We start from the raw sequence: 25,010 nt of genomic DNA, 5'->3' as shown, positions 1-25,010 counted from the left end.
GGGCGCTAGCGGCGGCGGCTGATGCGCCCGAGGCGGTTCATTTCCACCACCAGGCGGGCGTATTCCTGCTTTTCGTCCGCATCCAGTCCGGCCTCCTGGGCCTTCTTGGTCAGACGCTGAAATTCCTGGTCGAGCTGGTCCCGGGTGAGTTGGTCCAGGTAGCCCCGCCATACTTCGTCGAGCACCGCGGTCTCGTCCGAGCCCTCGGCCGGCGCCTGTTGCAGCAGGCGCCCGGCTACCTCGCGGATCAGGGCTTCCTCGCTGCTGCCGCGCAGGCGCTCGATCAACGTAGCGTAGGGTAGCGGCGCCTCGGCGGCCAGGATGGCCTGGGCCAGGCGCAGCACCGCCCGGGCTTCCGGGTCGCCGCCGGGCAGCAGGGTGAGGGGCAGGTCCCGGGCCAGCTCGGGTTTTTGCAGCAGCACCTCGATCAGCCCGCGCATCAGCGACGGCGCCTGGCGCGGCACCCGGGCCGGCGCCGGCGGGGCGATGTGGCGCAACTCACACAGCCGCTCCACTTCCTGCTGGGAAAAGCCGGTGGTGTCGGCGAGCCGCTTGACCAGTTGCAGACGCAGCAGGGGGGCGGTGAGCTTGAGCAGCAGGGGCTTGGCTTCGGCCACCAGCTTGGCCCGTCCCTCGGCGGTGTGGGGGTCGGCCTCGGCCGACAGGTGCTGGATGAGAAAGTCCGACAACGGCGTGGCCTGGGCCACCGTGGCCTGGAAGGCGTCCTTGCCGCGCTCGCGCACGTAGCTGTCCGGGTCGTGCTCCGGCGGGAGAAAGACGAAGGCCACCGTCTTCTGGTCCGAGAGCGAATCCAGGGCGTTCTCCAGGGCGCGCCATGCCGCCTTGCGGCCGGCGGCGTCGCCGTCGAAGCAGAAAACCACCCGCTCCACCTGGCGGAACAGTTTCTGGATGTGGGTGGCGGTGGTGGCGGTGCCCAGGGTGGCCACGGCGTTGCCCACGCCGTGCTGGGCCAGGGCGATCACGTCCATGTAGCCTTCGACCACGATCGCCGTGTCGGTTTCCCGCAGGCCGACCCGGGCCTGGGGCAGACCGAACAATTCTCGCCCTTTCTCGAACACCGGGGTTTCCGGGGAGTTGAGGTACTTGGGTTCGCCGCTGCCCAGCACCCGGCCGCCGAAGCCGATCACCTCGTTCTTCTGGTTCACGATGGGGATCATGATCCGGTCGCGGAAGCGGTCGTAGAGGCGGCCCTGGTCGTTCTTGATGACCAGGCCGGCGGCCTGTAGCTGGGCGTCCTGATAGTTGGGGAAAATCTCCTCCAGGTTCTGCCAGCCCTCGGGGGCGTAGCCGATGCCGAACTTGGCGGCGATTTCGCCGGACAGACCCCGCTGCTTGAGGTAGCCGATGGCCTTGTCGGAGCGCTTGAGTTGCTCGTAGTAGTAGCGCGCGGCCGAGGCCAGCAGATCGGTCAGGGCCCGGGTCTGGGCGGCGGGGCGGGGGGCGGATTCGAAGTCGCCGTGGCCGCCGCCGCGGCGCGGCTCCTGGGGCACTTGCAGGCCGACCCGGTCGGCCAGGGCCTTGATCGCATCGACGAAGGACAGCCCCTGGTATTCCATCAGGAAGCCGATGGCCGAGCCGTGGGCGCCGCAGCCGAAGCAGTGGTAGAACTGCTTCGACGGGCTGACGGTGAAGGAGGGGGATTTCTCGTTGTGGAAGGGGCAGCGCGCGGCGTAGTTGGACCCCGCCTTCTTCAGCGGTACCAGGGGATCGATGACATCGACGATGTCGATCCGCTGCAGCAAATCCTGGATGAAGGATTCGGGGATCACCGGCGCTCCGGGGCGGGCTGGGGTGGGGTCAGCCGGCCAGGGCGGCCTTGACCTGCCGGGACACCTCGCCCATGTCGGCCTTGCCGGCCAGCTGGGGCTTGAGGATGGCCATCACCTTGCCCATGTCGGCCGGGCCGGCGGCGCCGCTGGCGGCCACGGCGGCAGCCACCGCCGCCTGGATCTCGGTCGCCGACAGCTGGGCCGGCAGGTAGGCGGTCAACACCTCGGCCTCGAAGCGCTCGGCGGCGGCCAGGTCCTCGCGGCCGGCGGCCTCGTACTGGGTGATGCTGTCACGGCGCTGCTTGAGCAGTTTTTCCACCACGGCGGCCACGTCTGCGTCGGTCAGCTCGATGCGCTCGTCCACCTCCTTTTGCTTGATCGCCGCCAGGAGCAGGCGCAGGGCGCCCAGGCGGGGCGCGTCCTTGGCCTTCATGGCCGATTTCATGTCGTCGCTGATGCGGATCTTGAGGCTCATGGCGGAGACTTTCGCGGAGAGGGGCGGGGCGGCGAGCCCCAAAACGCCGAAAGCCGCCGATCGGGGATCGGCGGCTTCGCGGCGGATCGTGTCCGACGGGCCGGGGCGGGCACGGGGTGCCGGGCCCGGGGCGTCAGGAACGAGCGTCGATATCAGTAGAGCTTCGGCGGCAGCTGCTGGCTGCGGATGCGCTTGTGGTGACGCTTGACGGCGGCGGCGGCCTTGCGCTTGCGCTCGGCGGTGGGCTTTTCGTAGAACTCGCGGGCACGCAGTTCGGTCAGCAGACCGGTTTTTTCGACAGTGCGCTTGAAGCGGCGGATCGCCACCTCAAACGGCTCGTTTTCCTTGACGCGGATAGAAGGCATTGAAATCGGTCCCCGATTGGTTTTCGACAGAGAAAGTCGGCAAGTATAAAGGGAAAAGTCAATAAATTTCAAGTAGGTCAACATCTTGGCCGCCTCTGGCGCGGTGCCCCCCCCTGGCAAAGCAATGCCTGCGACGCCCGCGCCGCGCAAGGCGGCCCGTGCCTGCCCGCCCCGCTGGGGTAAAATCGCCGCCATGCTAGTGCTCGGCCTCGAATCCTCCTGCGACGAGACCGGCGTTGCCCTGGTGGAGGTCGGGTCCGGAAACGGGCCGGCGGCCTCGGGGACATCGGTCCCGGCATCGTCCCGTCTGCTCGCCCATACCCTTCATTCCCAGATCGCCCTGCACCGCGCCTATGGCGGCGTGGTGCCGGAACTGGCGTCCCGGGACCACATCCGCCGGGTGGTGCCCCTGTTGCGCGAGGCCCTGGCCCGTAGCGGCAAGGCCCTGGCCGAGGTCGACGCCGTCGCCTACACCCAGGGCCCCGGCCTAGCCGGCGCCCTGCTGGTGGGATGCGCCTTCGCCGAGGCCCTCGCCACGGCCCTGGGCAAGCCGGTGGTGCCGGTGCACCACCTGGAGGGGCATTTGTTGTCGCCCCTGCTGTCCGCCGACGCCCCCACCTTCCCCTTCGTCGCCCTGCTGGTGTCCGGGGGGCATACCCAGCTGATGCGGGTCGATGGCGTTGGCCGCTACACCCTTCTGGGGGAAACCCTGGACGACGCCGCCGGCGAGGCCTTCGACAAGACCGCCAAGCTGCTCGGCCTGCCCTACCCGGGCGGCCCGGCCCTGGCCCGGCTGGCGGAGGACGGGCGGCCGGACCAGGTGGCCCTGCCCCGGCCGATGCTCCATTCCGACGACCTGAATTTTTCCTTCGCCGGGTTGAAGACCGCGGTTCTGACCCGGGTGCGCGACATGGGCGGCGAGCACGGCGAACTGGACGACGCCCAGCGGGCCGATCTGGCCCGGGGCTTCCAGGACGCCATCGTCGAAGTGCTGGTCAAGAAATCCCTCAAGGCCCTCAAGCAGACCGGCCTGAACCGGCTGGTGGTGGCCGGCGGGGTGGGGGCCAACCGCCAGTTGCGCGCCATGCTCGACGAGGCGGCGCGGCGCCGTCGCCTGCGGGTCCATTACCCCGAGCTGGAGTTCTGCACCGACAACGGGGCGATGATCGCCCTGGCCGGCGCCCTGCGCCTGGCCGCCGACGCCGGGGCGGCGCGCCCCGCCGGCACCTTCGCGGTGCGGCCGCGCTGGCCCCTGGCCGAACTGATGAGCCCGGCGGACTGAATTCCGGGGCCATCTTCCGCAACCATCGCTGTCGCGCAATCGCCATGAAAAAGGCCGCCCCCTCGGGCGGCCTTCGTTTTTTGCGGGCGTTGGATCGGCGCCCGGGTGGAATCCGCGTCAGGCGGCCTTCTTCTTGGCGCCAATCTTCGGTTCCTGGCCAGCCATCAGGCGCTGGATGTTGGCCCAGTGCTTGGCGATCAGGCCCAGGGCCATGACGGCCACCACCAGCAGCTGGCCGCCGCCGCCACCGCTCAGGCCCACGGCCAGGGGCGCCGCCAGGGCGGCGAGCAGGGCGGCCAGGGACGAGTAGCGCGTCACTACGGCCGCGGCCAGCCAGGTGCCCAGGGCGGCGAGGCCCACCACCGGGTCCAGGGCGAGCAGCACGCCGGCGGCGGTGGCCACGCCCTTGCCGCCCTTGAACTTGAGGAAGAGGGGGAACAGGTGGCCGAGGAAGGCGGCCAGACCGGTCAGCGCCACCACCAGTTCCGGGGCGTTCAGGCTGCGCGCCAGCACCACCGCCGCCACACCCTTGAGGGCGTCGCCGAGCAGGGTGAACAGGGCCGCCTTCTTGTTGCCCGAGCGCAGCACGTTGGTCGCCCCCGGGTTGCCCGAGCCGTAGCTGCGCGGGTCGGCCAGGCCGAAGACCCGGGAGACGATCACGGCGAAGGGCAGGGAACCGAGCAGGTAGCCGGCGGCCAGGAACAGCAGCAGGGCGGGGGCGGCAGCGGCGAGGGCGGTGGCAGGGGGCATAAAGATAGGTGGCCCGGAAGGGCGGCAGGTAAAATCCGCCGGATTCTACACTTCCCCACCGCAACATCGTGCCGCCGGCCCTGCCGGGCGGGCGGCCGATCCGGACCTTCCATGGACATCATCTTCATCGACGAGCTGCGCATCGACACCCTGATCGGCATCTATCCGCGGGAACGGGAGATGCGCCAGACCGTCGAGCTGTCGCTGAAGATCGGCCTGTCGACCGCATCGGCCGGGGCCAGCGACGACATCCACGACACCATCAACTACGCCGAGGTGGTGGGCCGCCTGCGCCGGGAGCTGGGCACCCGCCAGTTCGGCCTGATCGAAAAGCTGGCCGAATTCGTCGCCACCCTGCTGCTGGAGGACTTCGGCGCCCAGTGGGTCCAGGTGTCCATCGCCAAGCTGGGCATGATGCCCGGGGTGCGGCGCGTCGGCGTGGTGATCGAGCGCTCCGCCTGATCGTACCGCAGTCCGGCCGCGTTACTTCTCCAGAGCGGCGGACACCGGCTTGGGGGTCAGCACCCGCAGCACGTCGTGGGGATGGACCCCCACCAGAAAGCCGCGCCGCCCGCCGTTGATGTAAATGAGGGCCAGGCCGAGGATGCTCTTCTCGATGTAGATCGGCATCGCCTTCTTGGTGCCGAAGGGGCTGGTGCCGCCCACCAGGTAGCCGGTGTGGCGGTTGGCCACCTCCGGCTTGCAGGGCTCCACGTGCTTGGCGCCGATCTGGCGCGCCAGTTCCTTGGCCGACACCTTGCGGTCGCCGTGCATCAGCACGATCAGGGGCTTCTTGTTCTCGTCCTCGAACACCAGGGTCTTCACCACCGCGTGCTCGTCCACGTTCAGCTCCCGGGCGGACACCTTGGTGCCGCCGTGCTCCTCGTAGGCGTACAGGTGGGCGGAATAGGGTACGTGCTGGCTCTTCAGGAAGCGGGTGGCCGGCGTTTCCGGGGCGTTCCCGTGGGTGGGGTCGTCGTGGCGTGACATGGTGCTTCTCCATCGGGGCGGGCTACTCGCCCGCGCCGGATTCCGGGTGGGAGGCCAGGCTGCGCAGCAGGGCGCGCAGGCGGGCCGGGCGCAGGGGGCGGTTGAGGACGTTGGGCAGGGCCGGGTGGGCATCCCGCTCCGGGGCGACGACGATCACCGTGGCCTGTAGCAGGGTGGCGGTCTCTTCGTCGGCGAAGGGACCGGGCTGGCGCTTGCAGTACAGGGTGACCGCGTAGGGGTCGTTGCGCCCCGGCAGGAGCCGGCCCGGCGGCAGGGGCAGTTCCTCGTGGCGGATAGCGTAGCCCCAGCCGGTCAGGGTTGCCAACAGGGCGCGCTCGTCCTCGTTGGGGGGGAAAGCCGACAGCACGGTGACGCCCGGCCCCCGGGGCGCGGCGCCGAGGCGCGGGCGCAGGGGACTGGGAATGACCACGCCGAAGACCGTGCCGACACCGGGGCGCGAGGCGAAGCGGATGCGGTGGCCGAGCAGGTCCGAGAGGCGGCGCACGATGGCCAGGCCCAGGCCCAGGCCCTTTTCCGCCTGGCGGGCGGCGTTGCCGACCTGGTAGAACTCTTCGAAGATGCCGTCCTGGTGCTCCAGGGGCACGCCGATACCGTTATCCCGCACCTCGATGCGCAGGTGCTCGGGGCCGTGGCGCCGGGCGCAGACCATGACGTGGCCGCCCGGGGTGAACTTGATGGCGTTGTCGATCAGGTTGCCGAGCAGGCGCGACAGCAGGGCAGGGTCGGTCTCGATCAGCCCCAGGCCGCGGCGCGGTGTGTGGAAGCTCAACGCCACCGCGGCGGCCTCGGCCAGGGGGGCGTAGGTGGCGGCCAGGCTGGTGAACAGCTCGGATACCGGCAGGGTGTGGCGTTCCGGGTCGATGCGGGTCAGGTCGAGGCGGGAGATTTCCAGCAGGCTTTCCAGCTGGTCGCCCATGGCCCCGGTGGCCACCTCGATGCGCTTGAGCACCGCCTGCTGCTCCGGCGCCAGGTGCGTCTGGCGCAGGTCGGAAAGGAACATGCGCAGGGCGTGCAGGGGCTGGCGAAGATCGTGGCTGGCGGCGGCGAGGAAGCGGGTCTTGGCCCGGTTGGCCCGCTCCGCGTCGCGGCGGCGGGTCTCGATCTCACGGGTGGCCTGGCGCACCCGCTGGGCCAGGTTGTCTCGGTGGCCGGTCAGTTCCACGGTCAGCGCCCGCAGGCCGATGAACTGGCGGCGGACGAGCAGGCCGGCGATGAGCAGGGAGATGGCCGCTACCCCCACCAGGGCCATCACCTGGACCTGGCGGGTGCGCCACTGGCGCAGGGTGCTCTCGGTAGTGCGCACGGTGACGATGCGCAGGTCGTCGTAGCCCGGCACTTCCACCTGGGCGAGCAGGTGGCGCTCGCTGCGCAGGGTCTCGGCCAAGGGGCTGGCGTGGCGGAAATCCCGGTCGGCCATCACCTCGCGGAAGTCGCGGCCCAGGTATTCGTCCTGATCCTCGGCATCCTGGCGGCACAGGGCCACCAGGATGCCGGCGCTGTTGACCAGGGCGGCCTGGAACGAATCCTCGGGCCGGGTGCTCCAGCAGAAATCCTCGAAATACTGGGGTTCCAGGGCGGCCATCAGCACCCCGGCGAAATTGCGGTTGGGCCGCTCCAGGCGGCGCGCCACGGCGTAGGTGTGGCGGTTGCTGTTGCGGCCGATGTAGGGACCGTAGCGGGTGCGGGCCTCGCCGGACTTGAGGCGCTCGAAATAGACCCGGTCGGCGATGTTGATCGGGTTGGCCGGGTAGAACGAGCCGGAGAAGCGCTGGGTGCCCTTGTCGTCGAAGACGATCAGGTGGCGGATCTGGGGCAGGGTCCGGGTCATGCGCACGCGCAGGAATTCGTGGCCCCGGGCGTCGGACCAGTCCCACCAGCGGTGGCCGCTGGAGAGGTCGCGGTTGAGTTCGTCGAGCAGCACCTCGACGCTGTCGAAGGAGCGGGCGGCGTGCTCGGCGAGCAGGCGGGCGTGCTGGGTCAGGGCCTGTTCGCCGGCCTTCAGCTCCTGGTCCCGGGCCACCAGGATGTCCACCACGAAGGCGATCAGTACCAGGAAGACGGTGAACAGCCCGTAGGCGTACAGCACCGGGTTGGGCGCGCGCGGGTCGTCCTGGCCTCCGGCGTAGCCGCTCAGGGTGGGGAAGAAGGGCGGCGTGCCCGTGCCCGGCTCGACCGCTTCGGAAGGCGGGGCCGGGGGCGGCGCTGCGGGATGGGTGGTCACGGCGAGGAGTTCGGGCAAGGCGCGGGCCGGGGGAAGAGGGCGCGATCCCCATAGCATACCAGCCTGCGGGCTGCCCGCCGGCGGCCGGGCCGGCGTCTCAGCCCCGGGGATGGTGCTGGGCGTGCAGGGTCTTCAGCCGTTCCCGGGCGACGTGGGTGTAGATCTGGGTGGTGGAGATGTCGGCGTGGCCGAGCAGCAGTTGCACCACCCGCAGGTCGGCGCCGTGGTTGAGCAGGTGGGTGGCGAAGGCGTGGCGCAGCACGTGGGGCGACAGGCGGGCCGGGTCGATGTCGGCCTGGGGGGCGTAGCGCTTGATCAGGGTCCAGAACATCTGCCGGGTCATGGCAGCGCCCCGGGCGGTGACGAACAGGTCGTCGCCGCTGCGCTGCCCCATCAGGCCGGGCCGGGCCTCGGCCAGGTAGCGCTCCAGCCATTCCAGGGCCAGTTCGCCCAGGGGCACCAGACGTTCCTTGGCGCCCTTGCCCAGCACCCGCACCACCCCCATGTCGAAGTTCACTTCGAAGAGGCGCAACCCTACCAGTTCCGAGACGCGCAGGCCGGTGGCGTAGAGGGTTTCCAGCATGGCCCGGTCGCGCAGGCCCAGGGGGGTGGTCACGTCCGGGGCGGCCAGCAGGGCCTCCACGTTCTCTTCCGAGAGCACCTTGGGCAGGCGCTCGGCCCGGCCGGGCATGGCCAGGGTGGCGGTGGGGTCGTCGGCGCGCCGGCCCCGCACGGCCAGCCAGCGGTAGTAGCGGCGCAGGGTGGACAGGTGGCGCGACTGGGAAGTGGCCTTGTGCCCGGCGGCCAGGTGGGCCAGGTAGCGGCCCAGGTCGGTGGCGCCGGCGGCGGCCAGGGGCGCGCCGTCCCGTTCCGCCAGCCAGCGGGACAGGCCGGTCAGGTCGGCCCGGTAGCTCGACAGGGTGGTCTTGGCCAGGCCGTCCTCCAGCCATAGGGCGTCGCAGAACAGGTCGATCTCGGCCAGGTCTTCCGGGCGGGGCGGAACGGGCTCGGCCGCCGCCGGGGAGGCAGTGGCGGCGCTGGTACGGGCCGCGCTCATGCCGACAGGATGCCCTCGTGGGTGAGCAGCCAGCGCTTGATGGCGAGCAGGAAGCCACCCCGTTCCCGGGCGAAGCCGCCCAGGCCGTCGTTGAAGCCGGCGTTGGCGGCCACCACCCGGTGGCAGGGCACCACCAAGGGGTAGGGGTTGGCGCCGCAGGCACCGCCCACGGCCCGGGGGGCGCTGTGGATGGCCTTGGCCAGGGCGCCATAGGTGACGGTCTCCCCCGGCGGGATGGCGGCGATGCCGTCCCACACCCGGCGCTGGAACGGCGTGCCGCAGGGGGCCAGGGGCAGGGTGAAGGGGGCGCCGGGGGCGGCGGCGTAGGCTTCCAGCTGCCGCACCGCCAGGGCAGCCAGGGGCGAGTCGATCCGGGGCGCCGCCGCGGCGGCTTCCGGCGGGAGGAAGTCGATCTCGGTGATGCAGTCCCGGTCGCAACGGATGCCCAGGGCGAACACCGGGTGGGCGGGGGGCATGGCGACGATGGCCTGGTAGGGCGTGGGGGAAGCGGTCATGGCGAAGCCGGGCAGGGGCGCAGTTCGATCACCGCATTATCGGGGATCGTACCGCCGCCGGCCAGCCAGCCGGGCAGGGGGCGGCAGTCGCCGGCCACGCACAGGGTGTAGGGGGGCACGTAGGGCGACTGGGTCAGGCGCACCGCCGGCAGGGGCGGCAGGCCGGGGCGGTAGTGCCAGACCCCGTCGCGCAGCACGGCGCCTTCGGGAATCTCCATGCCGGCGCCGCTGCCGCGGATGCGGGCCTCGGTGATCGTCACCCCGGGCCCGGCCGTGGGCGGGGCGGAGGCGGTGACAGTGGAAAGGCCTGTGGAAGTGGCCGGGTCCGCGACCGCCCAGTCCTCTTCCCAGCGAATCTTCTCGATGGAGTGGGTCCAGGCCAGGGTGGCGGTGGCGGCGGGCAGGACCGTCGTCCGGGCGGGGGTGGCCCCGGCGGGTTCCCCCGCCAGGGCCAGGCACAGGGCCAGCGCTGCGGCCATGGCCGGGATGGCTCGCCGGTCAGCCGGCGGTGGCGGCCGCCGCCTGGCCGCGCCGGCGCAGGGCCTGCCAGGCGAGGAAGGCCGCCGCCAGGACGAAGCCGATGTCGTCGGTGATCGGCGCGGCGGCCACCAGGAAGCCGGCGCCCAGGGCGGCCAGCAGCCGGGCCGGCCAGGACAGGGGCTGCCACAGGTAGCCCACCGCCGCCGCGCCCCACAGGCAGATGGCGAGCAGGGCCTTGGCGACGATGTAGCCTACCCCGAGCACGGTCCAGTCGCCTTGCAGCATCAGCAGCGGGTCGTAGACCGCCATGTAGGGCACGACGAAGCCGGCGATGGCGATCTGGGTGGCCTTGAAGCCGATCTTCATCGGCGAATCCTTGGCGATCGACGCCGCGGCGAAGGCGGCCAGGGCTACCGGCGGGGTCAGGTCGGCCATGATGCCGAAGTAGAAGACGAACATGTGGCTGACGATCAGCGGCACTCCGAGCTTGAGCAGGGCCGGGGCGGCGATCGAGCTGGTGATGATGTAGTTGGGGATGGTGGGGATGCCCATGCCCAGGATCAGGCAGACGATCATGGTCAGCACCAGGGAGAGGAACAGGCTCTGCTCGCCCACGTGCAGGATGAAGCCGGCGAAGCTGGAGGCGGCGCCGGTCAGGGTGAGAACGCCGATGATGACGCCGACGATGGCGCAGGCCACACCCACCGGCAGGGCCTGGCGGGCCCCGTCGGCCAGGGACAGCTTGAGGGTGTGCAGGGTCTTGCCACCGCCCTTGAGGCCGATCACCACCGCCACCAGCAGGGCGATGGTCCCCAGCACCGGGACGATGCCCCATTCGATGAACGTGGCGGCGCCCAGGCCGCAGGCCAGCCAGAACACGTAGCGGAAGGCCTGGTGGCTGATGCGCGCGGCCACCGCGGCCCCCAGGATCAGGATGGCGGTCAGGGCCAGCCCCATCATGCCCGAGAACATCGGGGTGAAGCCGTGGAAGAGCATGTACACCAGCACCGCCAGGGGCAGCACCAGGTACCAGCTTTCCTTGAGGGCGCGCCAGGGGTTGGGGCACTGGTCCTTGGGCAGGCCGAACAGGCCCTTGCGTCCGGCTTCCAGGTGCACCATCCAGAAGGCGGTGAAGTAGTAGAGCAGGGCCGGGATCACCGCCGCCTTGACGATCTCGGCGTAGGGCACGTTGAGGGTTTCGGCCATGATGAAGGCCACCGCCCCCATCACCGGCGGCATGATCTGGCCGCCCATGGAGGACGTGGCCTCCACCGCTCCGGCGAACACCGACGAGTAGCCGAAGCGCTTCATCAGCGGAATGGTGAACTGGCCCACGGTGAGCACGTTGGCCACCCCGGAGCCGGAGATGGTGCCCATGAAGCCGGACGAGATCACCGCCACCTTGGCCGGGCCGCCCTTGGCGTGGCCGACCAGGCCCAGGGCCAGGGAGTTGAACAGGTGGATCATGCCGGCGTGTTCGAGGAAGGCGCCGAACAGGATGAACAAAAAGATGTAGGTGGCCGACACCAGGGTGGGGATGCCGAATATGCCCTCGGTGCCCAGGGCCAGCTGGTTCACGATCTGGTCGAAGCCGTAGCCCCGGTGGGCCACCACTTCCGGCAGGTACTGGCCGAAGAAGCCGTAGGCGAGAAAGCTGGCGCAGACCAGGGGCAGGGCCAGGCCGAGGATGCGCCGGGCCGCTTCGAAGAGCAGCACCACCAGGGCGGCGCCCACCACCAGGTCGGTGGTGGACGGGTCGCCGGAGCGCTGGATCAGGTCGGCCTCGAACACCCAGTGGTAGGTGCCGAGAGTGAAGGACACCAGGGCCAGCATGGCGTCCAGGGGGGCGATGCGGTTCAGCTTGCCGTGCTTGCTCCAGGGGTAGAGGAGAAAGGTCAGGGCGAGCAGAAAACCCACGTGCAGCGAGCGGGTGGCCAGGCTGGACAGGGGGTGGAAGGCGGCCACCACCAGCTGGTAGGTGGAAAAGGCCAGGCAGATGGTGGTGAAGGTCTTCAGCGCCCAGCCGCCCAGCTTGCGCTGGGTGCCGTGCTCGTTGAATTCCTCGGCGGCGCCGTCGGCGTGATCGGCGCGGCCGGCACGATCGGAAGATTCCGGCGCCAGGCCGGGCAGGGCGTGGGGGGATGTCATGGTCAAACCTCTGCGGGGGTTTGTTGCCGCGAAACTGGCGTGGCGGAAAGCCAGGCGGGGCGCGGTGTTCGGAGGTTGGTGGCCTGGGAGCCGCGCCAGTTCTCGATCTTCAGGGGCATGCCGTGGAGATCAAGCACTGGCGCGGGGTTTGGCTGGGCCGGGGAGTAGGGCGCCGCTTACTTGAGCAGCCCGGCTTCCCGGTAGTAGCGCTCGGCCCCCGGGTGCAGCGGCACCGGTGGGTTCTTGGCCGCATCCGCCTTGCTGATCGCCTTGGCGGCGGCGTGGGCGGCGGTGAGCTGGTCCAGGTTGTCGAACATCGACTTGGTCATGGCATACACCGTGTCGGCGGGCACGCCCTCGTGGGTGACCAGGAAGTTCTGGATCTTCACCGTGGTCACGTCGGCGTTCTGGCCTTCGTAGGTCTTGGCCGGCACCACGCCGGGCTGGTAGGCGGCGTCGCCGATCTTGGCCACCACCTCGGCGGGCACCGGCACCACCACGATCTTCTGCGCCGTGGCCAGGTCGCGCAGGGCCGAGACGCCGAGGCCGGCGGATTGCAGGGTGACGTCGAGCTGGCGGTTCTTCATCAGCTCCACCGACTCGCCGAAGGGCAGGTACTCGACCTTGGCGAAGTCCTTGTAGGTCAGGCCGGCAGCCTTGAGCACGGCCCGGGCGTTGAGCTCGGTGCCGGACTTGGGCGCCCCCACCGAGATGCGCTTGCCCTTGAGGTCGGCCAGGGTGCGGATGCCGGAATCGGCGCTGGCGACGATCTGGATGTAGTTGGGGTAGATGCCGGCGACGGTGCGCAGCTTCTTCAGGGGCATCTTGAACCCCGCCTCCTCGTCGCCCTTCCAGGCGTCCGAGAGGGCGTCGCCCAGGGTGAAGCCGATTTCGCCGCGGCCGGCCTGGAGCAGGTTGAGGTTTTCGGCGCTGGCCTTGGTGGCCTGGACCGAGGCCTTGGCGTTGGGCAGGGCCTTGCCGTAGATCTGGGAGAGGGCCACGCCCATGGGGTAATACACCCCGCTGGTGCCGCCGGTCAGCACGTTGATGAATTCCGCGCCCCGGGCCGCGGTGGTGCCGAGCGTGCCGAGGGCGAGGGTGGTGGACAACAACAGGGTGTGAAGCAGTTTGCTCATGGTTTGTCTCCGTTGATTTTTTAGGTGGACCTGAACACTGCGGTTACGGAAGAGAGGGGTGGGACTGGGGTGGTGCCTTGCTCCGCGAAGGGGGTGAAGAAGAAAGGTGAATAAGAGGGGTGGCGTGGCGGCCCCGGCTCAGGCCTCAGACCTCACACGACGCCGCCGGCCCGCAGGGCGGCGATGTCCTGGGGACTATAGCCCATTGATGTCAGTACGGCGTCAGTGTGTTCCCCCAGGACCGGCGGCGCCTGGCGGTAGGCCACCGGGGTGGCCGACAGGTGCAGGGGATTGCCCACTCCGGGGGCGCGGCCGCCGGCGGCGTGGGGCAGGTCGAGCTTGAGGCCCCGGTGCTGCACCTGGGGGTCGGCGAAGACCCGGTCCAGGGTATTGATCGGGCCGCAGGGCACGGCCTCGGCCTCCAGGGCGGCGATCCAGGCGTCGGTGGTGCGGGTCACGGTGACCTGGCGCATCAGCGGGATCAGCTCGGCGCGATGGCGCACCCGGGCCGGGTTGGTGGCGAAGCGCGGGTCGTGGGCCCACGCCGAGTGCCCGGCCACCGCGCACCAGCGGGCGAACTGGCCGTCGTTGCCGATGGCCAGGATCATGTCGCCGTCGGCGGTGGGGAAGTCCTGGTAGGGGACGATGTTGGGGTGGGCGTTGCCCATGCGCTTGGGCACGGCGCCCGACACCAGGTAGTTGAGGGCCTGGTTGGCCAGGCAGGCCACCTGCACGTCGAGCAGGGCCACGTCGATGTGCTGGCCCTCGCCGCTGGCGGCCCGGTGCAGCAGCGCGGCCTGGATGGCGTTGGCGGCGTAGAGGCCGGTGAGGATGTCGGTGAGGGCCACCCCTACCTTCTGCGGCCCTTCGCCGTCCTCCCCGTCGGGGCGGCCGGTCAGGCTCATCAGCCCGCCCATGCCCTGGATCAGGAAGTCGTAGCCGGCCCGGGGGGCGTAGGGGCCGTCCTGGCCGAAGCCGGTGATGCTGCAATAGACCAGCCTCGGGTTGAGCGCCGCGAGGCTGGCGTAGTCCAGGCCGTAGGGCGCCAGCCCGCCGACCTTGAAGTTCTCCACCACCACGTCGGCCCGGGCGGCCAGTTGCTTGACCAGGGCCTGGCCCTCGGGCCGGGTGAAATCCACCGTCACCGACTGCTTGTTGCGGTTGGTGCACAGGAAGTAGGCCGCGTCCCTGGTCGGCTGGCCGTCGCCGTCGGCTAGCCAGGGTGGTCCCCAGGCCCGGGTGTCGTCGCCGGCGCCGGGGCGCTCCACCTTGATCACGGTGGCACCCAGGTCGGCGAGCAGCTGGGTGGCCCAGGGGCCGGCCAGCACCCGGGACAGGTCGAGGACGGTGATGCCGGCCAGGGCCCCGGCAGGGGGCGGAGCCTGGCTGGCGGTTGCGCTGGCGCCCATGGCGGTGCTCAGAAGAAGGCCTGGATGCCGGTCTGGGCGCGGCCGAGCACCAGGGCGTGCACGTCGTGGGTGCCCTCGTAGGTGTTCACCGCCTCCAGGTTGAGCACATGGCGGATCACGTGGTACTCGTCCGAGATGCCGTTGCCGCCGTGCATGTCCCGGGCCACCCGGGCGATGTCCAGGGACTTGCCGCAGGAGTTGCGCTTGATCAGCGACACCATTTCCGGGGTGGCGCGGCCCTCGTCCATCAGGCGGCCGACGCGCAGCACCGATTGCAGGCCCAGGGCGATCTCGGTTTGCATGTCGGCCAGCTTCTTCTGGATCAGCTGGTTGGCCGCCAGGGGGCGGTCGAACTGCTTGCGCTCCAGGGTGTAGTTGCGCGCCGCGTGCCAGCAGAACTCGGCGGCACCCAGGGCGCCCCAGGCGATGCCGAAACGGGCCTTGGTCAGGCAGCCCAGGGGCGACTTCAAGCCGCCGGTCTTGGGCAGCAGGTTCTCGGCCGGGACGAACACCTCGTCCATGACGATCTCGCCGGTGATCGAGGCGCGCAGGGAAAACTTGCCCTCGATCTTGGGGGCCGAGAGGCCCTTCATGCCCTTTTCCAGGATGAAGCCGCGCACGTCCTCGGCCCGGTCGCCGTCGAGCTTGGCCCACACCACGAAGACGTCGGCGATGGGCGAGTTGGTGATCCACATCTTGGCGCCGTGCAGGACGAAGCCACCGTCCACACTCTTGGCCCGGGTGAGCATGCCGCCCGGGTCGGAGCCGACGTTGGGCTCGGTCAGGCCGAAGCAGCCGACCCATTCGCCGCTGGCCAGCCTGGGCAGGTACTTCTCGCGCTGGGCTTCGGAGCCGTAGGCCCAGATCGGGTACATGACCAGGGACGACTGGACGCTCATGGCCGAGCGGTAGCCGGAATCGACCCGCTCCACCTCCCGGGCGATCAGGCCGTAGCCGACGTTGGACAGCCCGGCGCAGCCGTAGCCCTCGATGGTGCAGCCGAGAAAGCCCAGGGCGCCCATCTCGGTGAAGATGTCCCGGTCGAAGGTCTCGTGCCGGTGCGCCAGCAGCACCCGGGGCATCAGCTTGTCCTGGCAGTAGGCATGGGCGGTGTCGGCGATCAGGCGCTCCTCGTCGCTCAACTGGTCGCGGAACAGGAAGGGGTCTTCCCACTGGAAGCGGGCTTTTTCGGCCATGGATGTCTCCTCGTCTCGATTTTGGCCCGGGGCGCGGCGGCCTCGGGAAGCGGTTCGTTGCGGCGGCGGATCGGGCAGTGCGCGGTCGGGGTGGGGCGCAGTGGTGTTGCTTGTTCCGTTGTGCGGAACTGTGATTTAATAAAGTGGAATCATCTTGGCAAAAAACCAAAAGAAATGGAAGTGGCGATGGGGAAAATTGCCAACAAACTGGATGGCGATTCCGCTGTGCAGAATGACGAGGTCGGGGTGAATGCGGCCGACACCACCGACCGCAACCGGGTCACCGCCCTGGAGCGGGGGCTGGCCATCCTGCGCTGCTTCACCGCCCGGGACCGGGGCGGCCTGAGCAACGGCGAGATCGCCGCCCGCACCGGCCTGGCCAAATCCACCGTGTCCCGGCTCACCTACACCCTCACCACCCTGGGCTACCTGCGCTGGGACGAGGCCGCGGGCACCGCCGGCCGCTACCGGGTCGGCCCCTCGGTGCTGGCCCTGGGCTACGTGGCCCTGGGCAACATCGGCATGCGCGAGCAGGCCCGGCCGCTGATGCAGGACCTGGCCGACTATTCCAGCGCCCTGGTGTCCCTGGCTACCCGGGACCGGCTGGCCATGATCTACCTGGAAAACTGCCGGCCCCGTTCCCTGACCACCCTCAAGGTCAGCGTCGGCATGCAGATGCCGATGGCCAGCACCTCCATCGGCCGCGCCTTCCTGGCCGCCCTGCCGGCGGCCGAGCGGGAGTTTTTGATGGACCAGTTGGCTCGCCGCGAGGGCGACGCCTGGGCCGAACAGCGGGCCGGGCTGGACAAGGCCTTCGCCGACGTGGCGGCCCGGGGCTACTGCGTGTCCATCGGCGAATGGCAGCGCGACACCAACGCCGTGGCCGCGCCCCTCACTTGCCCGGACGGCGAGGTGCTGGCCCTCTCCCTGTCCGGCCCGGCCTTCGCCCTGACGCCCCAGCGCATCGAGGAAGACCTGGGGCCGCGCCTGGTGTACCTGGCTCGCTCCATCGAGGCGGCGGCGGGGTAGGCGGCGGGGCCAACGGCGCTCCGCTGCCGCCTCGTACGCCCGCCGGCGGCGTTCGCCTGGGGCGGTAGTTGGGATGGCCGGGGCATACGGCGTGCCGATCCTGAACGCCGAAAAAGCAAATCCCGCGTCCCTATTGGATTTCCGAGGTGTCATGCCGGAAAGCCAATAGGGACGCGGGGTTCCGCTATGGGTGCCTGGAGATGCCCGCCCGGCGCGACGTTCCGGGCGGGTGTCGGCCGGAACGGAGACGTGGTGCGCAAAAAAAACGGCGGCCCGAATCCACCGGGCCGCCGTTGCTGGGGCGCTGTTCGAGACGGCGCCTTACTTCTTGCCGAGCAGACCCTCTTTCAGGTCGTCCTGGGCCGGTTTGGCGCCGAGCCAGATGCGCAGCAGGGCCCGGTTGAAGTCCTCGCCGGGGATCGGGGCGCCTTTGGCGCTGCCGTTGACCAGCAGCTGGGTGCCCTTCTCCGGGGTGTAGTCGAGGACCACGCTGGTGCCCTTCTTGGCCTCGCCCAGGGACAGCAGGGTGTCGGTGAACGCCTGCACCTTGGGCTTGAGGGCGGCCAGCTCGGCGTCCGCCGTGTTCTTGACGATGCCCTCGTTGAGGGCGTCGGCGAACTGCTGGGCCGACAGGTCGCGCAATAGGCTGATGCCGATGCGCCGGGGCCCCTTGGCGGCCAGCACGGCGTCGGCCGTGGCGGCCTTTTCCGGCAGGTACAGGGCCATGGCGTACACCTTGAAGAACACCTTGGTGCGCAGGCCGCCGCCGTTGAGCTGGAGCTCGCTGGCGCCGACCTTGACGCGGTCGTCGAAGGCAACGCCGCCGAACTCGGCGGCCTGGGCGGCGCCAGCGGCGAGGAAGAGGGATAGGGACAGGGCAAGGGTGGAGGCGGCGGGCGCGAAACAGCGCCCCGCGCTCCGCAGCGTCCGGCGGGACGCCTCAGGCAGGGGATGGTTCATAGTCTCCTCAACGGTCATCGGGGTTGTTATGTGTTTTGCGCCGCCGCTTCACCCCGTGAGCGGTGGCGTCCCTCTGCCTTGCCGGTACTGCGCGCCGGCCCGCGGGAGGCGGGCCGGCGATGTTGCTCAAAACGAATTGCGGATGGCTGGGCTGCCGGCCTCAGCCGCGCACCTGGCCGGTGCCCAGCACCACCCACTTCTGGCTGGTCAGCCCTTCCAGGCCCACCGGGCCCCGGGCGTGGATCTTGTCGGTGGAAATGCCGATCTCGGCGCCCAGGCCGTACTCGAAGCCGTCGGCGAAACGGGTCGAGGCGTTGACCATGACCGAGGCCGAATCCACTTCGCGCAGGAAGGTCAGCGCCCGGGCGTAGTCCTCGGTGACGATGGCCTCGGTGTGGTTCGACGAGTAGCGGGCGATATGGTCCATGGCCTCGTCCAGGCCGGCCACCACCTTGACGGCGATGATCGGGGCGAGGAATTCGGTGGCGTAGTCCTCGTCGCTGGCCGGCACGGTGTTCGGCACCAGGGCGGCGGTCTCGGCGCAGCCGCGGATTTCCACCCCCTTGCCCTGGAGCATGGCGGCGATGCGCGGCAGCAGGGTCGGGGCGATGGCTCGGGCGATCAGCAGGGACTCGGCGGTGTTGCAGGTGCCGTAGCGCTGGGTCTTGGCGTTCTCGACGATCGCGAGGGCTTTTTCCGGATCGGCCTTGTCGTCCACATAGACATGGCAGTTGCCGTCCAGGTGCTGGATCATCGGCACCCGGGATTCGGCCAGCAGGCGGGCGATCAGGCCCTTGCCGCCGCGCGGCACGATCACATCCACGTACTCGCGCATGGTGATCAGCTCGCCCACGGCGGCCCGGTCGGTGGTGTCCACCACCTGCACCGCGTCGGCGGGCAGCCCGGCGGCGGCCAGGCCTTCCTGGACGCAGGCGGCGATGGCCCGGTTGCTGCGGATGGCTTCGGAACCGCCGCGCAGGATGCAGGCGTTGCCCGACTTGAGGCACAGGGCGGCGGCGTCCACCGTCACGTTGGGGCGGGCCTCGTAGATGATGCCGATGACCCCCAGGGGCACGCGCATCTTGCCCACCTGGATGCCGGAGGGGCGGAACTTCAGGTCGGAGATTTCGCCCACCGGATCGGGCAGGGCGGCGACTTGTTCGACGCCCTCGGCCATGGCGGCGATGGTCTTGGCCGACAGGGTCAGGCGGTCGACCATGGCCGGCTCCAGCCCGTTGGCCTTGGCGGCGGCCACGTCCTCGGCGTTGGCGGCGAGCAGCTTTTCCGCGTCGCGGCGCAGGGCTGCGGCAATGGTGGCGAGGGCCTTGTTCTTGAGGCCGGTGTCGGCCCGGGCCACGGCCCGGGAGGCGGCCCGGGCGCGCTGGCCCAGGGTCTGCATGTACGCGTGAATGTCCATCGAAGGCTTCCGGCGCGGCCGCCTGGGGCGGCCGGCGCGACTGGTGGGGAAGCTTTCGATTATAGGGCGGGCGGCGGCTGGGGCAACCCCAGGGGGCGCCGAAATCGGGGATGGCCGGGCGGAAAGCGGCCGAAGGGGCGACGAACGGGCCGGAAAGACGAGGGAAGGGCCGGTAAACGTAATGGTCGCGGCGGGGTGTTGCCGGCGGCGCCAGGGCAGCGTACCTTTGCCGTCGGACGGCCGCATTGTCCGTTTTGCGTCAGATCAGAGAAAAACCGGGAACCTCTTTCGTCTCCCGGGTCTAACGGGATATTCTTGCAAGACCATGGTTGGCGTGTGGTTTCTTGCGCCGTAATTTTTTATTTTGCCCGTCGTCACGACGTTTGCCGTCATGTCCAAGAAATTGATTCTCCCTGCTGAAATCAAAGTCTGTGCAACATGCAGTTACTGGGATGGTGAGCGCAAGGTCAGCGACGATAACCATGTGGTCGTCGTGAGCGAATGCGCGTCCGGCGAATGCCTGGTGAAGTCCAACAGCCAGCCCGGCCTGGCCTCCTACCCGGAGGAAAGCGGCTGCCTGTGGGAGCACCTGGACCCGGACCCCATCGACGAAGAGGTCGACCTCTCCGACCAGACTGACGTGCGCAAGGTGTCGGGCGCTTAAGCCCGGCAGTCCTTCGAGTCCTTCGAGTCCTTCGAGTCCTTCGATTTCGCACAACGCGGGCCCGGCGCTTGCCGCCGGTGCCGCAGTTCAGCGCAGGCCCGGCCTGCCGCCGGCGTTACGGGCGTTCCGCCCGGCCGATCCCGCCCCCAGTCCCATCCCCAGGCGCAGCAGTTCCAGCCAGGCGTCGCCGTCCTCGATCCCCTTGGCAATACGGTCCACCCGGGCGACCTGTTTCAGCGCCCGCGCCGGGCGATCGTCCCGCAGCCGGCCCAGGGCCTGCTTGAGCGCCCCCTGGCGCGGTCCCCAGACCCGGGCCTCCTTCAGCAGTGCATCCAACGGCCGCCCCGCCGCCACGCCTTGGGCCAGGGTGGCCAGGGCGCGCACCTCTTCCGTCACCGCCCAGATCACCAGGGGCAGGGCCTCGCCGCTCTGGCGCAGCGCATCCAGGATGCGCGCCATGCGCCCCGTGTCCCCCGCCAGCAGGGCCTCGCGCAGGCTGTCCAGGTCGTAGCGGGCCACGTCCAGCACTGCGTCCTTGACCTGTTCCAGGGTGAGTTCTGCCGCTTCCCGGCCCGTGGGGTAGAGCAGGGCCAGCTTCTGGATTTCCTGGTGGGCGGCGAGCAGGTTGCCCTCGACCCGTTCCGCCAGGAAGTGGAGCGCCTCGCGGCTGGCGCGCTGCTGCTGCCGGGCCAGCCGGCCGCCGATCCAGGCGGGCAGTTCGTCGAGGCGCGGGGCGTTGAGCTTGATCGCCACCCCGGCCTTTTCCAGGGCGGTGAACCAGGCCGACTTCTCGTCCTGCCAGTTGAGTTCCGGCAGGGTGACCAGCATCAGGCTGTCGTCGGAAAGCTGGCCGCAGTAGCGCTGCAAGGCCTCGGAGCCGTCCCGCCCGGGCTTGCCCGAGGGGATGCGCAGGTCGAGCAGGCTCTTGTCGCCGAACAGGGACAGGTTGCCGCCCCGGGTGAACAGTTCGCCCCAGTTGAAGCCGGGCAGCACCGTCAGCACGTCGCGCTCGGTGAAACCGCGCTGCCGGGCCGCGGCGCGGATGGCGTCGCCGGCCTCGATCACCAGCAGGGGTTCGTCCCCGTACAGCACGTAGAGGGACGCCAGGGGGCGGTTCCCGTCCAGGTGCGCGGCGAGGGCTTCCCCCTTGAGGATCATTGCTGGCCGTCGTCTGACGGGGGCAGGGGCTTCACCGCGGCCAGGCGGCGCATCACCTGCTGAACCAGGTCGCGCTGCATGTCCTGGCGCAGCAGTTCCTCTTCCTGCTGCTTGGAGAGGACTTCCTGGGCCACCGCCGGGTTCACCGTCACCACCCGCTGTTGCAGCAGGCTGGCGGGGGAAATCAGGCTGCGGCCCTTGGCGTCGGTGAGGGTGAAGCCGAAGCGGTAGCGCAGCTCGTATTCCCGCGCCTGGCCGGCGTTGTTCACCGACAGGACGAACTTCTCCATTGCGTCCTGGCTGATGCTGAAGACCGCATCGGCATCCTCGCGGCGCTCGGCCAGGGTGGTGGAGTTGCTGGCGCGCACGGCGCGCTTGAGCAGGGCGCCGAACTCGGAAGTGTCAGGCACCGCCACGTAAATCGACTTGAACGGCAGGGTCTGGGCGCCGCGCAGCTGGAAGCCGCAGGCCGCCAGCAGCAGGACGGCGGTCAGGGCGACCAGCCAGGTGCGGAAAGTCCTCATGGGGTTCCCCGGTTAGACCACGATGTTGACCAGACGCCCCGGCACCACCACCACCTTCTTGGCCGGCTTGCCTTCCATGAACTTCTGGGCCGCCTCAGAGGCCAGGGCGGCGGCTTCGATGCTGCCCTTGTCGGCGTCGGCGGCCACCTTCAGGCTGCCGCGCAGCTTGCCGTTCACCTGGATCATCAGCTCGATCTCGTCCTGCTTGAGGGCGGCCGGATCGGCCTTGGGGAACGGGGCGTGCACCGCGTCGGCGCCGGGCTTGAGCTCGGCGTAGAGGGCCTGGCCGATGTGGGGGGCGATGGGGAAGAGCATCAGCACCGCCGCCTCCAGCACCTCCTGGGCCAGGCTGCGGCCGGCGGCATCGTTCAGGTCGGTCTTGTCGTAGGCGTTGAGCAGCTCCATCACGGCGGCCACGGCGGTGTTGAACTGCTTGCGCCGGCCGTAGTCGTCGGCCACCTTGGCCATGGTCTGGTGCAGCTTGCGGCGCAGGTCCTGCTGGGCGCCGCCGAGCCCGTCGCTGCTGGTCGCAGCCGGGACGAGGCCGGCCTGGGTGTGGTCGTAGACCAGCTTCCACAGGCGGCGCAGGAAGCGGGCGGCCCCTTCGACCCCGGCGTCGGACCATTCCAGGGACTGGTCGGGTGGGGCGGCGAACATCATGAACAGGCGGGCCGTGTCGGCGCCGTACAGGTCCATCAGGGATTGCGGGTCCACGCCGTTGTTCTTCGACTTGGACATTTTCTCGGTGCCGCCGATGATCACCGGGGCGCCGTCGGCCTTGAGGGTGGCGCCGGTGGGGCGGCCGCGCTCGTCGGTGACCACGTCCACGTCGGCCGGATTGAGCCACAGCTTCTTGCCGCCGTCACCCTCGCGGTAGAAGGTGGGGGCCACCACCATGCCCTGGGTAAGCAGGTTGGCGAAGGGCTCGTCGAGCTTGAGGTCGCCGAACAGGCCCACGTCGCGCATCAGCTTGGTGAAGAAGCGGGAGTAGAGCAGGTGCAGGATGGCGTGCTCGATGCCGCCGATGTACTGGTCGATGCCGCCCTTGCACCAGTAGGCGACGCGCTCGTCCACCATGGCTTGGTCGTTGTCCGGGCAGGCGTAGCGCAGGAAGTACCAGGAGGACTCGACGAAGGTGTCCATGGTGTCGGTTTCGCGGCGGGCCGGCTTGCCGCACTTGGGGCAGGTGCACTCGTAGAACTCGGGCATCTTGGCCAGGGGCGAGCCGGCGCCGGTGATTTCCACGTTCTCCGGCAGCACCACGGGCAGCTGGTCGTCGGGCACGGGCACGTCGCCGCAGGACTCGCAATGGATCACCGGGATCGGGCAGCCCCAGTAGCGCTGGCGGGAAATGCCCCAGTCGCGCAGGCGGAACTGCACCTTCTTCTCGCCCAGGCCCTTGGCGGCCAGATCGGCGGCGATGGCGTCCACGGCAGCCTCATAGGTCAGGCCGTCGTACTTGCCGGAATTGACGCAGGTGCCGCGGGTCTTGTCGCCGTACCATTCCTGCCAGCCGTCCAGGCTGAAGGTCTCGCCTGCGGCAGCGATGACCTGCTTGATGGCCAGGTTGTACTTCTTGGCGAAGGCAAAGTCCCGCTCGTCGTGGGCGGGCACCGCCATCACGGCGCCTTCGCCGTAGCCCATCAGCACGTAGTTGCCGACCCACACTTCCACCTTGTCGCCGGTTAGGGGGTGCTGGACGAAGATGCCTGTGGGCATGCCCTTCTTTTCCATGGTGGCGATGTCGGCCTCGGCCACGCCGCCCTGCTTGCATTCCTCGATGAAGGCGGCGAGCTCCGGGTTGTCCCGGGCGGCGCGGGTGGCCAGCGGATGCTCGGCGGCCACAGCGCAGAAGGTCACGCCCATGATGGTGTCGGCCCGGGTGGTGAACACCCACAGCTTGTCCTGCTTGCCGTCCAGCTCGTAGGGGAAGGCGAAGCGCACGCCGGTGCTCTTGCCGATCCAGTTCTTCTGCATCAGGCGCACCTGCTCGGGCCAGCCCGGCAGTTGGTCCAGGTCGGCCAGCAGTTCGTCGGCGTAGGCGGTGATCTTCATGTAGTACATGGGGATCTCGCGCTTTTCCACCAGGGCGCCGGAGCGCCAGCCGCGGCCGTCGATGACCTGCTCGTTGGCCAGCACGGTGTGGTCCACCGGGTCCCAGTTCACGGTGCCCAGCTTCTTGTAGATCAGGCCCTTCTCAAAGAGGCGGGTGAACAGCCATTGCTCCCAGCGGTAGTACTGGGGCGTGCAGGTGGCCAGTTCCCGGGACCAGTCGATGGCAAAGCCCAGGCGCTGGAGCTGGCTGCGCATGTAGTCGATGTTGGCGTAGGTCCACTTGGCCGGGGGCACGTTGTTGGCCAGGGCGGCGTTTTCCGCCGGCATGCCGAAGGCGTCCCAGCCCATGGGCTGCAGCACGTTGTAGCCCTGCATCTTGTAGAAGCGGGACAACACGTCGCCGATGGTGTAGTTGCGCACGTGGCCCATGTGCAGCTTCCCGGAGGGGTAGGGGAACATGGACAGGCAGTAGTACTTGGGCTTGCTGGCGTCTTCGACGGCCCGGGCGGCCCCGGTCTGGTCCCAGTGGGCCTGGGCGGCGCGCTCGATCTCGGCGGCGTTGTATTTTTCCTGCATGGCTTCCTGCTTCGGCACGTGAGTGCGGCAAAAGGGATAAACCGCCGATTATAGCGGCCGGGACCCCGGTCCCCCAGCGCTACCGGGAAAACAGTGGGCAAAACGCAGCCGGCAAAAACGCCGATGCCCGCCGGAGGGCGGGCATCGGAAGGCGCGGGGCGGGCAGCGTGGAGCGCCATTGGGTGCTCCGGGCTGCGGCGTCAGCGGCCGTTGCTGCGCTTTTGTACCAGCATCCCGGTCACGGTGTCGTTCCAGGTGTTCTGCCAGAAGCGCGCGGCGTTTTCCGCTGCCATCAGGCCGAAGATGGCCATGCGGCCCTGATGGCGCCAGAACCAGGAAAGGCGGGCGGGGGTGTTGCTGTAGCCGTGGCGCACGGTGCCGAAGGCGGCGGCTTCCACGTTGTCGAGGAAGCGCTCCACCGACAGCTTGTGGAACGCCGGGCCTTCGCTACAGCCGGCGATGGTGGCGGCCTCGCGCACGGCGCGCTTCCACAGCTTGGTGGCGTGGTCGTCGGTGATCCCGGCTTTGCGGGCCACCCAGGGGAGGATTTTCGGGGTGTTCATGCTGGTTTCTCCTCGTCGGTTGGACGGAGGTGTAAAAGCCAGAATGCGTTGCCGACGGCAATGCGGGGTTCCGGCGATCCGGTCGTCCTTGTGGGGGCCGGATGGGTTATTGTGCGATGCAGCAGAATTATAACCCGTTTGTTTGAGCCGTGCTTTTGACTTTTGTTCAGTTTGGTAACGACGCCATGTTGCAATGCAAGAAGCATTGGCAGGGCGGCGATGGCCCCGG

General features: G+C 69.5%; 23 protein-coding genes. 4 read left to right on the top strand and 19 right to left on the bottom strand.

Annotated elements, in window-relative coordinates; genetic code table 11:
- Positions 1-5 precede the first annotated feature (5 nt).
- From dnaG to rpsU, 3 genes are all read right to left on the bottom strand, one after another.
- Complete coding sequence (gene dnaG, locus V7Z98_RS07780) at positions 6-1,790, bottom strand: DNA primase (RefSeq protein WP_293263907.1); 1,785 nt, start codon at positions 1,788-1,790, stop codon at positions 6-8.
- A gap of 28 nt (positions 1,791-1,818) precedes the next feature.
- Positions 1,819-2,265, bottom strand: a complete 447-nt coding sequence (locus V7Z98_RS07775) for a GatB/YqeY domain-containing protein (protein ID WP_293263906.1) — start codon at positions 2,263-2,265, stop codon at positions 1,819-1,821.
- A 152-nt stretch (positions 2,266-2,417) separates the two neighbouring features.
- Entirely contained in the window at positions 2,418-2,630 is a 213-nt protein-coding gene (rpsU, locus tag V7Z98_RS07770; RefSeq protein WP_293263905.1) for a 30S ribosomal protein S21, read from the bottom strand.
- A gap of 193 nt (positions 2,631-2,823) precedes the next feature.
- Here rpsU and tsaD point away from each other — a divergent pair, with 193 nt between their 5' ends.
- Entirely contained in the window at positions 2,824-3,912 is a 1,089-nt protein-coding gene (gene tsaD, locus V7Z98_RS07765; RefSeq protein ID WP_334157680.1) for a tRNA (adenosine(37)-N6)-threonylcarbamoyltransferase complex transferase subunit TsaD, read from the top strand.
- 117 nt (positions 3,913-4,029) lie between these two features.
- Here tsaD and plsY read toward each other — a convergent pair whose 3' ends face one another.
- Positions 4,030-4,662, bottom strand: a complete 633-nt coding sequence (plsY, locus tag V7Z98_RS07760; protein ID WP_293263904.1) for a glycerol-3-phosphate 1-O-acyltransferase PlsY — start codon at positions 4,660-4,662, stop codon at positions 4,030-4,032.
- Between the two features lie 111 nt (positions 4,663-4,773).
- Here plsY and V7Z98_RS07755 point away from each other — a divergent pair, with 111 nt between their 5' ends.
- Complete coding sequence (locus V7Z98_RS07755) at positions 4,774-5,124, top strand: dihydroneopterin aldolase (protein WP_334157577.1); 351 nt, start codon at positions 4,774-4,776, stop codon at positions 5,122-5,124.
- Between the two features lie 21 nt (positions 5,125-5,145).
- Here the strand turns inward: V7Z98_RS07755 and ybaK are convergent, their stop codons facing one another.
- The 9 genes from ybaK to V7Z98_RS07710 form a co-directional block, all read right to left on the bottom strand.
- The gene (gene ybaK, locus V7Z98_RS07750) at positions 5,146-5,652 is read right to left on the bottom strand and encodes a Cys-tRNA(Pro) deacylase (RefSeq protein ID WP_293263902.1); all 507 of its coding nucleotides are present in this window, start codon (positions 5,650-5,652) and stop codon (positions 5,146-5,148) included.
- A gap of 22 nt (positions 5,653-5,674) precedes the next feature.
- Positions 5,675-7,912 (bottom strand): sensor histidine kinase, encoded by a 2,238-nt coding sequence (locus V7Z98_RS07745; RefSeq protein WP_334157576.1) that lies wholly within the window; start codon positions 7,910-7,912, stop codon positions 5,675-5,677.
- A 79-nt stretch (positions 7,913-7,991) separates the two neighbouring features.
- Entirely contained in the window at positions 7,992-8,951 is a 960-nt protein-coding gene (xerD, locus tag V7Z98_RS07740) for a site-specific tyrosine recombinase XerD (protein WP_334157575.1), read from the bottom strand.
- Positions 8,948-9,466: a methylated-DNA--[protein]-cysteine S-methyltransferase gene (locus V7Z98_RS07735; protein ID WP_334157574.1), complete on the bottom strand. Its 519-nt coding sequence runs from the start codon at positions 9,464-9,466 to the stop codon at positions 8,948-8,950. Before V7Z98_RS07735 ends, xerD begins: the two co-directional genes overlap by 4 nt.
- The gene (locus tag V7Z98_RS07730; protein WP_334157573.1) at positions 9,463-9,945 is read right to left on the bottom strand and encodes a DUF1850 domain-containing protein; all 483 of its coding nucleotides are present in this window, start codon (positions 9,943-9,945) and stop codon (positions 9,463-9,465) included. The genes V7Z98_RS07735 and V7Z98_RS07730 overlap by 4 nt, the downstream gene beginning before the upstream one ends.
- A 19-nt stretch (positions 9,946-9,964) precedes the next feature.
- On the bottom strand, positions 9,965-12,094 hold the full coding sequence (locus tag V7Z98_RS07725; RefSeq protein WP_334157572.1) for a TRAP transporter permease: 2,130 nt from the start codon (positions 12,092-12,094) through the stop codon (positions 9,965-9,967).
- Between the two features lie 176 nt (positions 12,095-12,270).
- Positions 12,271-13,230, bottom strand: coding sequence for a TAXI family TRAP transporter solute-binding subunit (locus V7Z98_RS07720; protein WP_334157571.1), 960 nt, complete (start codon positions 13,228-13,230; stop codon positions 12,271-12,273).
- Between the two features lie 152 nt (positions 13,231-13,382).
- Entirely contained in the window at positions 13,383-14,639 is a 1,257-nt protein-coding gene (locus V7Z98_RS07715) for a CaiB/BaiF CoA transferase family protein (protein ID WP_334157570.1), read from the bottom strand.
- Positions 14,640-14,647: 8 nt separating this feature from the next.
- A complete protein-coding gene (locus V7Z98_RS07710) occupies positions 14,648-15,835 on the bottom strand; it encodes an acyl-CoA dehydrogenase (protein ID WP_334157569.1) in 1,188 nt (395 codons plus the stop codon).
- Between the two features lie 186 nt (positions 15,836-16,021).
- Here V7Z98_RS07710 and V7Z98_RS07705 point away from each other — a divergent pair, with 186 nt between their 5' ends.
- Positions 16,022-16,864, top strand: a complete 843-nt coding sequence (locus V7Z98_RS07705) for an IclR family transcriptional regulator (RefSeq protein ID WP_334157568.1) — start codon at positions 16,022-16,024, stop codon at positions 16,862-16,864.
- A gap of 321 nt (positions 16,865-17,185) precedes the next feature.
- On the opposite strand, the gene V7Z98_RS07700 is transcribed toward V7Z98_RS07705, so the two are convergent.
- A complete protein-coding gene (locus tag V7Z98_RS07700; protein ID WP_334157567.1) occupies positions 17,186-17,824 on the bottom strand; it encodes a chalcone isomerase family protein in 639 nt (212 codons plus the stop codon).
- A 160-nt stretch (positions 17,825-17,984) separates the two neighbouring features.
- Positions 17,985-19,241, bottom strand: a complete 1,257-nt coding sequence (locus V7Z98_RS07695) for a glutamate-5-semialdehyde dehydrogenase (RefSeq protein WP_334157566.1) — start codon at positions 19,239-19,241, stop codon at positions 17,985-17,987.
- A gap of 493 nt (positions 19,242-19,734) precedes the next feature.
- Here V7Z98_RS07695 and V7Z98_RS07690 point away from each other — a divergent pair, with 493 nt between their 5' ends.
- Positions 19,735-19,905 carry a hypothetical protein gene (locus V7Z98_RS07690; RefSeq protein ID WP_334157565.1) on the top strand — a complete coding sequence of 57 codons (171 nt, stop codon included), beginning with the start codon at positions 19,735-19,737 and terminating at the stop codon, positions 19,903-19,905.
- Positions 19,906-19,992: 87 nt separating this feature from the next.
- Here the strand turns inward: V7Z98_RS07690 and holA are convergent, their stop codons facing one another.
- The 4 genes from holA to V7Z98_RS07670 all read right to left on the bottom strand — a co-directional run bounded on the left by holA (position 19,993) and on the right by V7Z98_RS07670 (position 24,781).
- A complete protein-coding gene (gene holA, locus V7Z98_RS07685; protein WP_334157564.1) occupies positions 19,993-21,063 on the bottom strand; it encodes a DNA polymerase III subunit delta in 1,071 nt (356 codons plus the stop codon).
- Positions 21,060-21,587: an LPS-assembly lipoprotein LptE gene (locus V7Z98_RS07680; protein ID WP_334157563.1), complete on the bottom strand. Its 528-nt coding sequence runs from the start codon at positions 21,585-21,587 to the stop codon at positions 21,060-21,062. The genes holA and V7Z98_RS07680 overlap by 4 nt, the downstream gene beginning before the upstream one ends.
- 12 nt (positions 21,588-21,599) lie before the next feature.
- Positions 21,600-24,218, bottom strand: a complete 2,619-nt coding sequence (leuS, locus tag V7Z98_RS07675) for a leucine--tRNA ligase (protein WP_334157562.1) — start codon at positions 24,216-24,218, stop codon at positions 21,600-21,602.
- 200 nt (positions 24,219-24,418) lie between these two features.
- Entirely contained in the window at positions 24,419-24,781 is a 363-nt protein-coding gene (locus tag V7Z98_RS07670) for a hypothetical protein (protein WP_334157561.1), read from the bottom strand.
- Positions 24,782-25,010 lie beyond the last annotated feature (229 nt).

Origin of the sequence: Oryzomicrobium sp., assembly GCF_036820405.1 — a bacterium.
Classification (GTDB): Bacteria; Pseudomonadota; Gammaproteobacteria; order Burkholderiales; family Rhodocyclaceae; genus Oryzomicrobium.
Note: the sequence above shows the minus strand (reverse complement) of the source record. Positions and strands in the feature narration are given on the sequence as shown.

Coding starts and splice junctions, on each gene's coding strand:
- V7Z98_RS07775 (WP_293263906.1), bottom strand. CDS start 2,265: ATGAGCCTCAAGATCCGCATCAGCGACGACATGAAATCGGCCATGAAG.
- rpsU (WP_293263905.1), bottom strand. CDS start 2,630: ATGCCTTCTATCCGCGTCAAGGAAAACGAGCCGTTTGAGGTGGCGATC.
- tsaD (WP_334157680.1), top strand. CDS start 2,824: ATGCTAGTGCTCGGCCTCGAATCCTCCTGCGACGAGACCGGCGTTGCC.
- plsY (WP_293263904.1), bottom strand. CDS start 4,662: ATGCCCCCTGCCACCGCCCTCGCCGCTGCCGCCCCCGCCCTGCTGCTG.
- V7Z98_RS07755 (WP_334157577.1), top strand. CDS start 4,774: ATGGACATCATCTTCATCGACGAGCTGCGCATCGACACCCTGATCGGC.
- ybaK (WP_293263902.1), bottom strand. CDS start 5,652: ATGTCACGCCACGACGACCCCACCCACGGGAACGCCCCGGAAACGCCG.
- xerD (WP_334157575.1), bottom strand. CDS start 8,951: ATGAGCGCGGCCCGTACCAGCGCCGCCACTGCCTCCCCGGCGGCGGCC.
- V7Z98_RS07735 (WP_334157574.1), bottom strand. CDS start 9,466: ATGACCGCTTCCCCCACGCCCTACCAGGCCATCGTCGCCATGCCCCCC.
- V7Z98_RS07730 (WP_334157573.1), bottom strand. CDS start 9,945: ATGGCCGCAGCGCTGGCCCTGTGCCTGGCCCTGGCGGGGGAACCCGCC.
- V7Z98_RS07725 (WP_334157572.1), bottom strand. CDS start 12,094: ATGACATCCCCCCACGCCCTGCCCGGCCTGGCGCCGGAATCTTCCGAT.
- V7Z98_RS07720 (WP_334157571.1), bottom strand. CDS start 13,230: ATGAGCAAACTGCTTCACACCCTGTTGTTGTCCACCACCCTCGCCCTC.
- V7Z98_RS07715 (WP_334157570.1), bottom strand. CDS start 14,639: ATGGGCGCCAGCGCAACCGCCAGCCAGGCTCCGCCCCCTGCCGGGGCC.
- V7Z98_RS07710 (WP_334157569.1), bottom strand. CDS start 15,835: ATGGCCGAAAAAGCCCGCTTCCAGTGGGAAGACCCCTTCCTGTTCCGC.
- V7Z98_RS07705 (WP_334157568.1), top strand. CDS start 16,022: ATGGGGAAAATTGCCAACAAACTGGATGGCGATTCCGCTGTGCAGAAT.
- V7Z98_RS07700 (WP_334157567.1), bottom strand. CDS start 17,824: ATGAACCATCCCCTGCCTGAGGCGTCCCGCCGGACGCTGCGGAGCGCG.
- V7Z98_RS07695 (WP_334157566.1), bottom strand. CDS start 19,241: ATGGACATTCACGCGTACATGCAGACCCTGGGCCAGCGCGCCCGGGCC.
- holA (WP_334157564.1), bottom strand. CDS start 21,063: ATGATCCTCAAGGGGGAAGCCCTCGCCGCGCACCTGGACGGGAACCGC.
- V7Z98_RS07680 (WP_334157563.1), bottom strand. CDS start 21,587: ATGAGGACTTTCCGCACCTGGCTGGTCGCCCTGACCGCCGTCCTGCTG.
- leuS (WP_334157562.1), bottom strand. CDS start 24,218: ATGCAGGAAAAATACAACGCCGCCGAGATCGAGCGCGCCGCCCAGGCC.
- V7Z98_RS07670 (WP_334157561.1), bottom strand. CDS start 24,781: ATGAACACCCCGAAAATCCTCCCCTGGGTGGCCCGCAAAGCCGGGATC.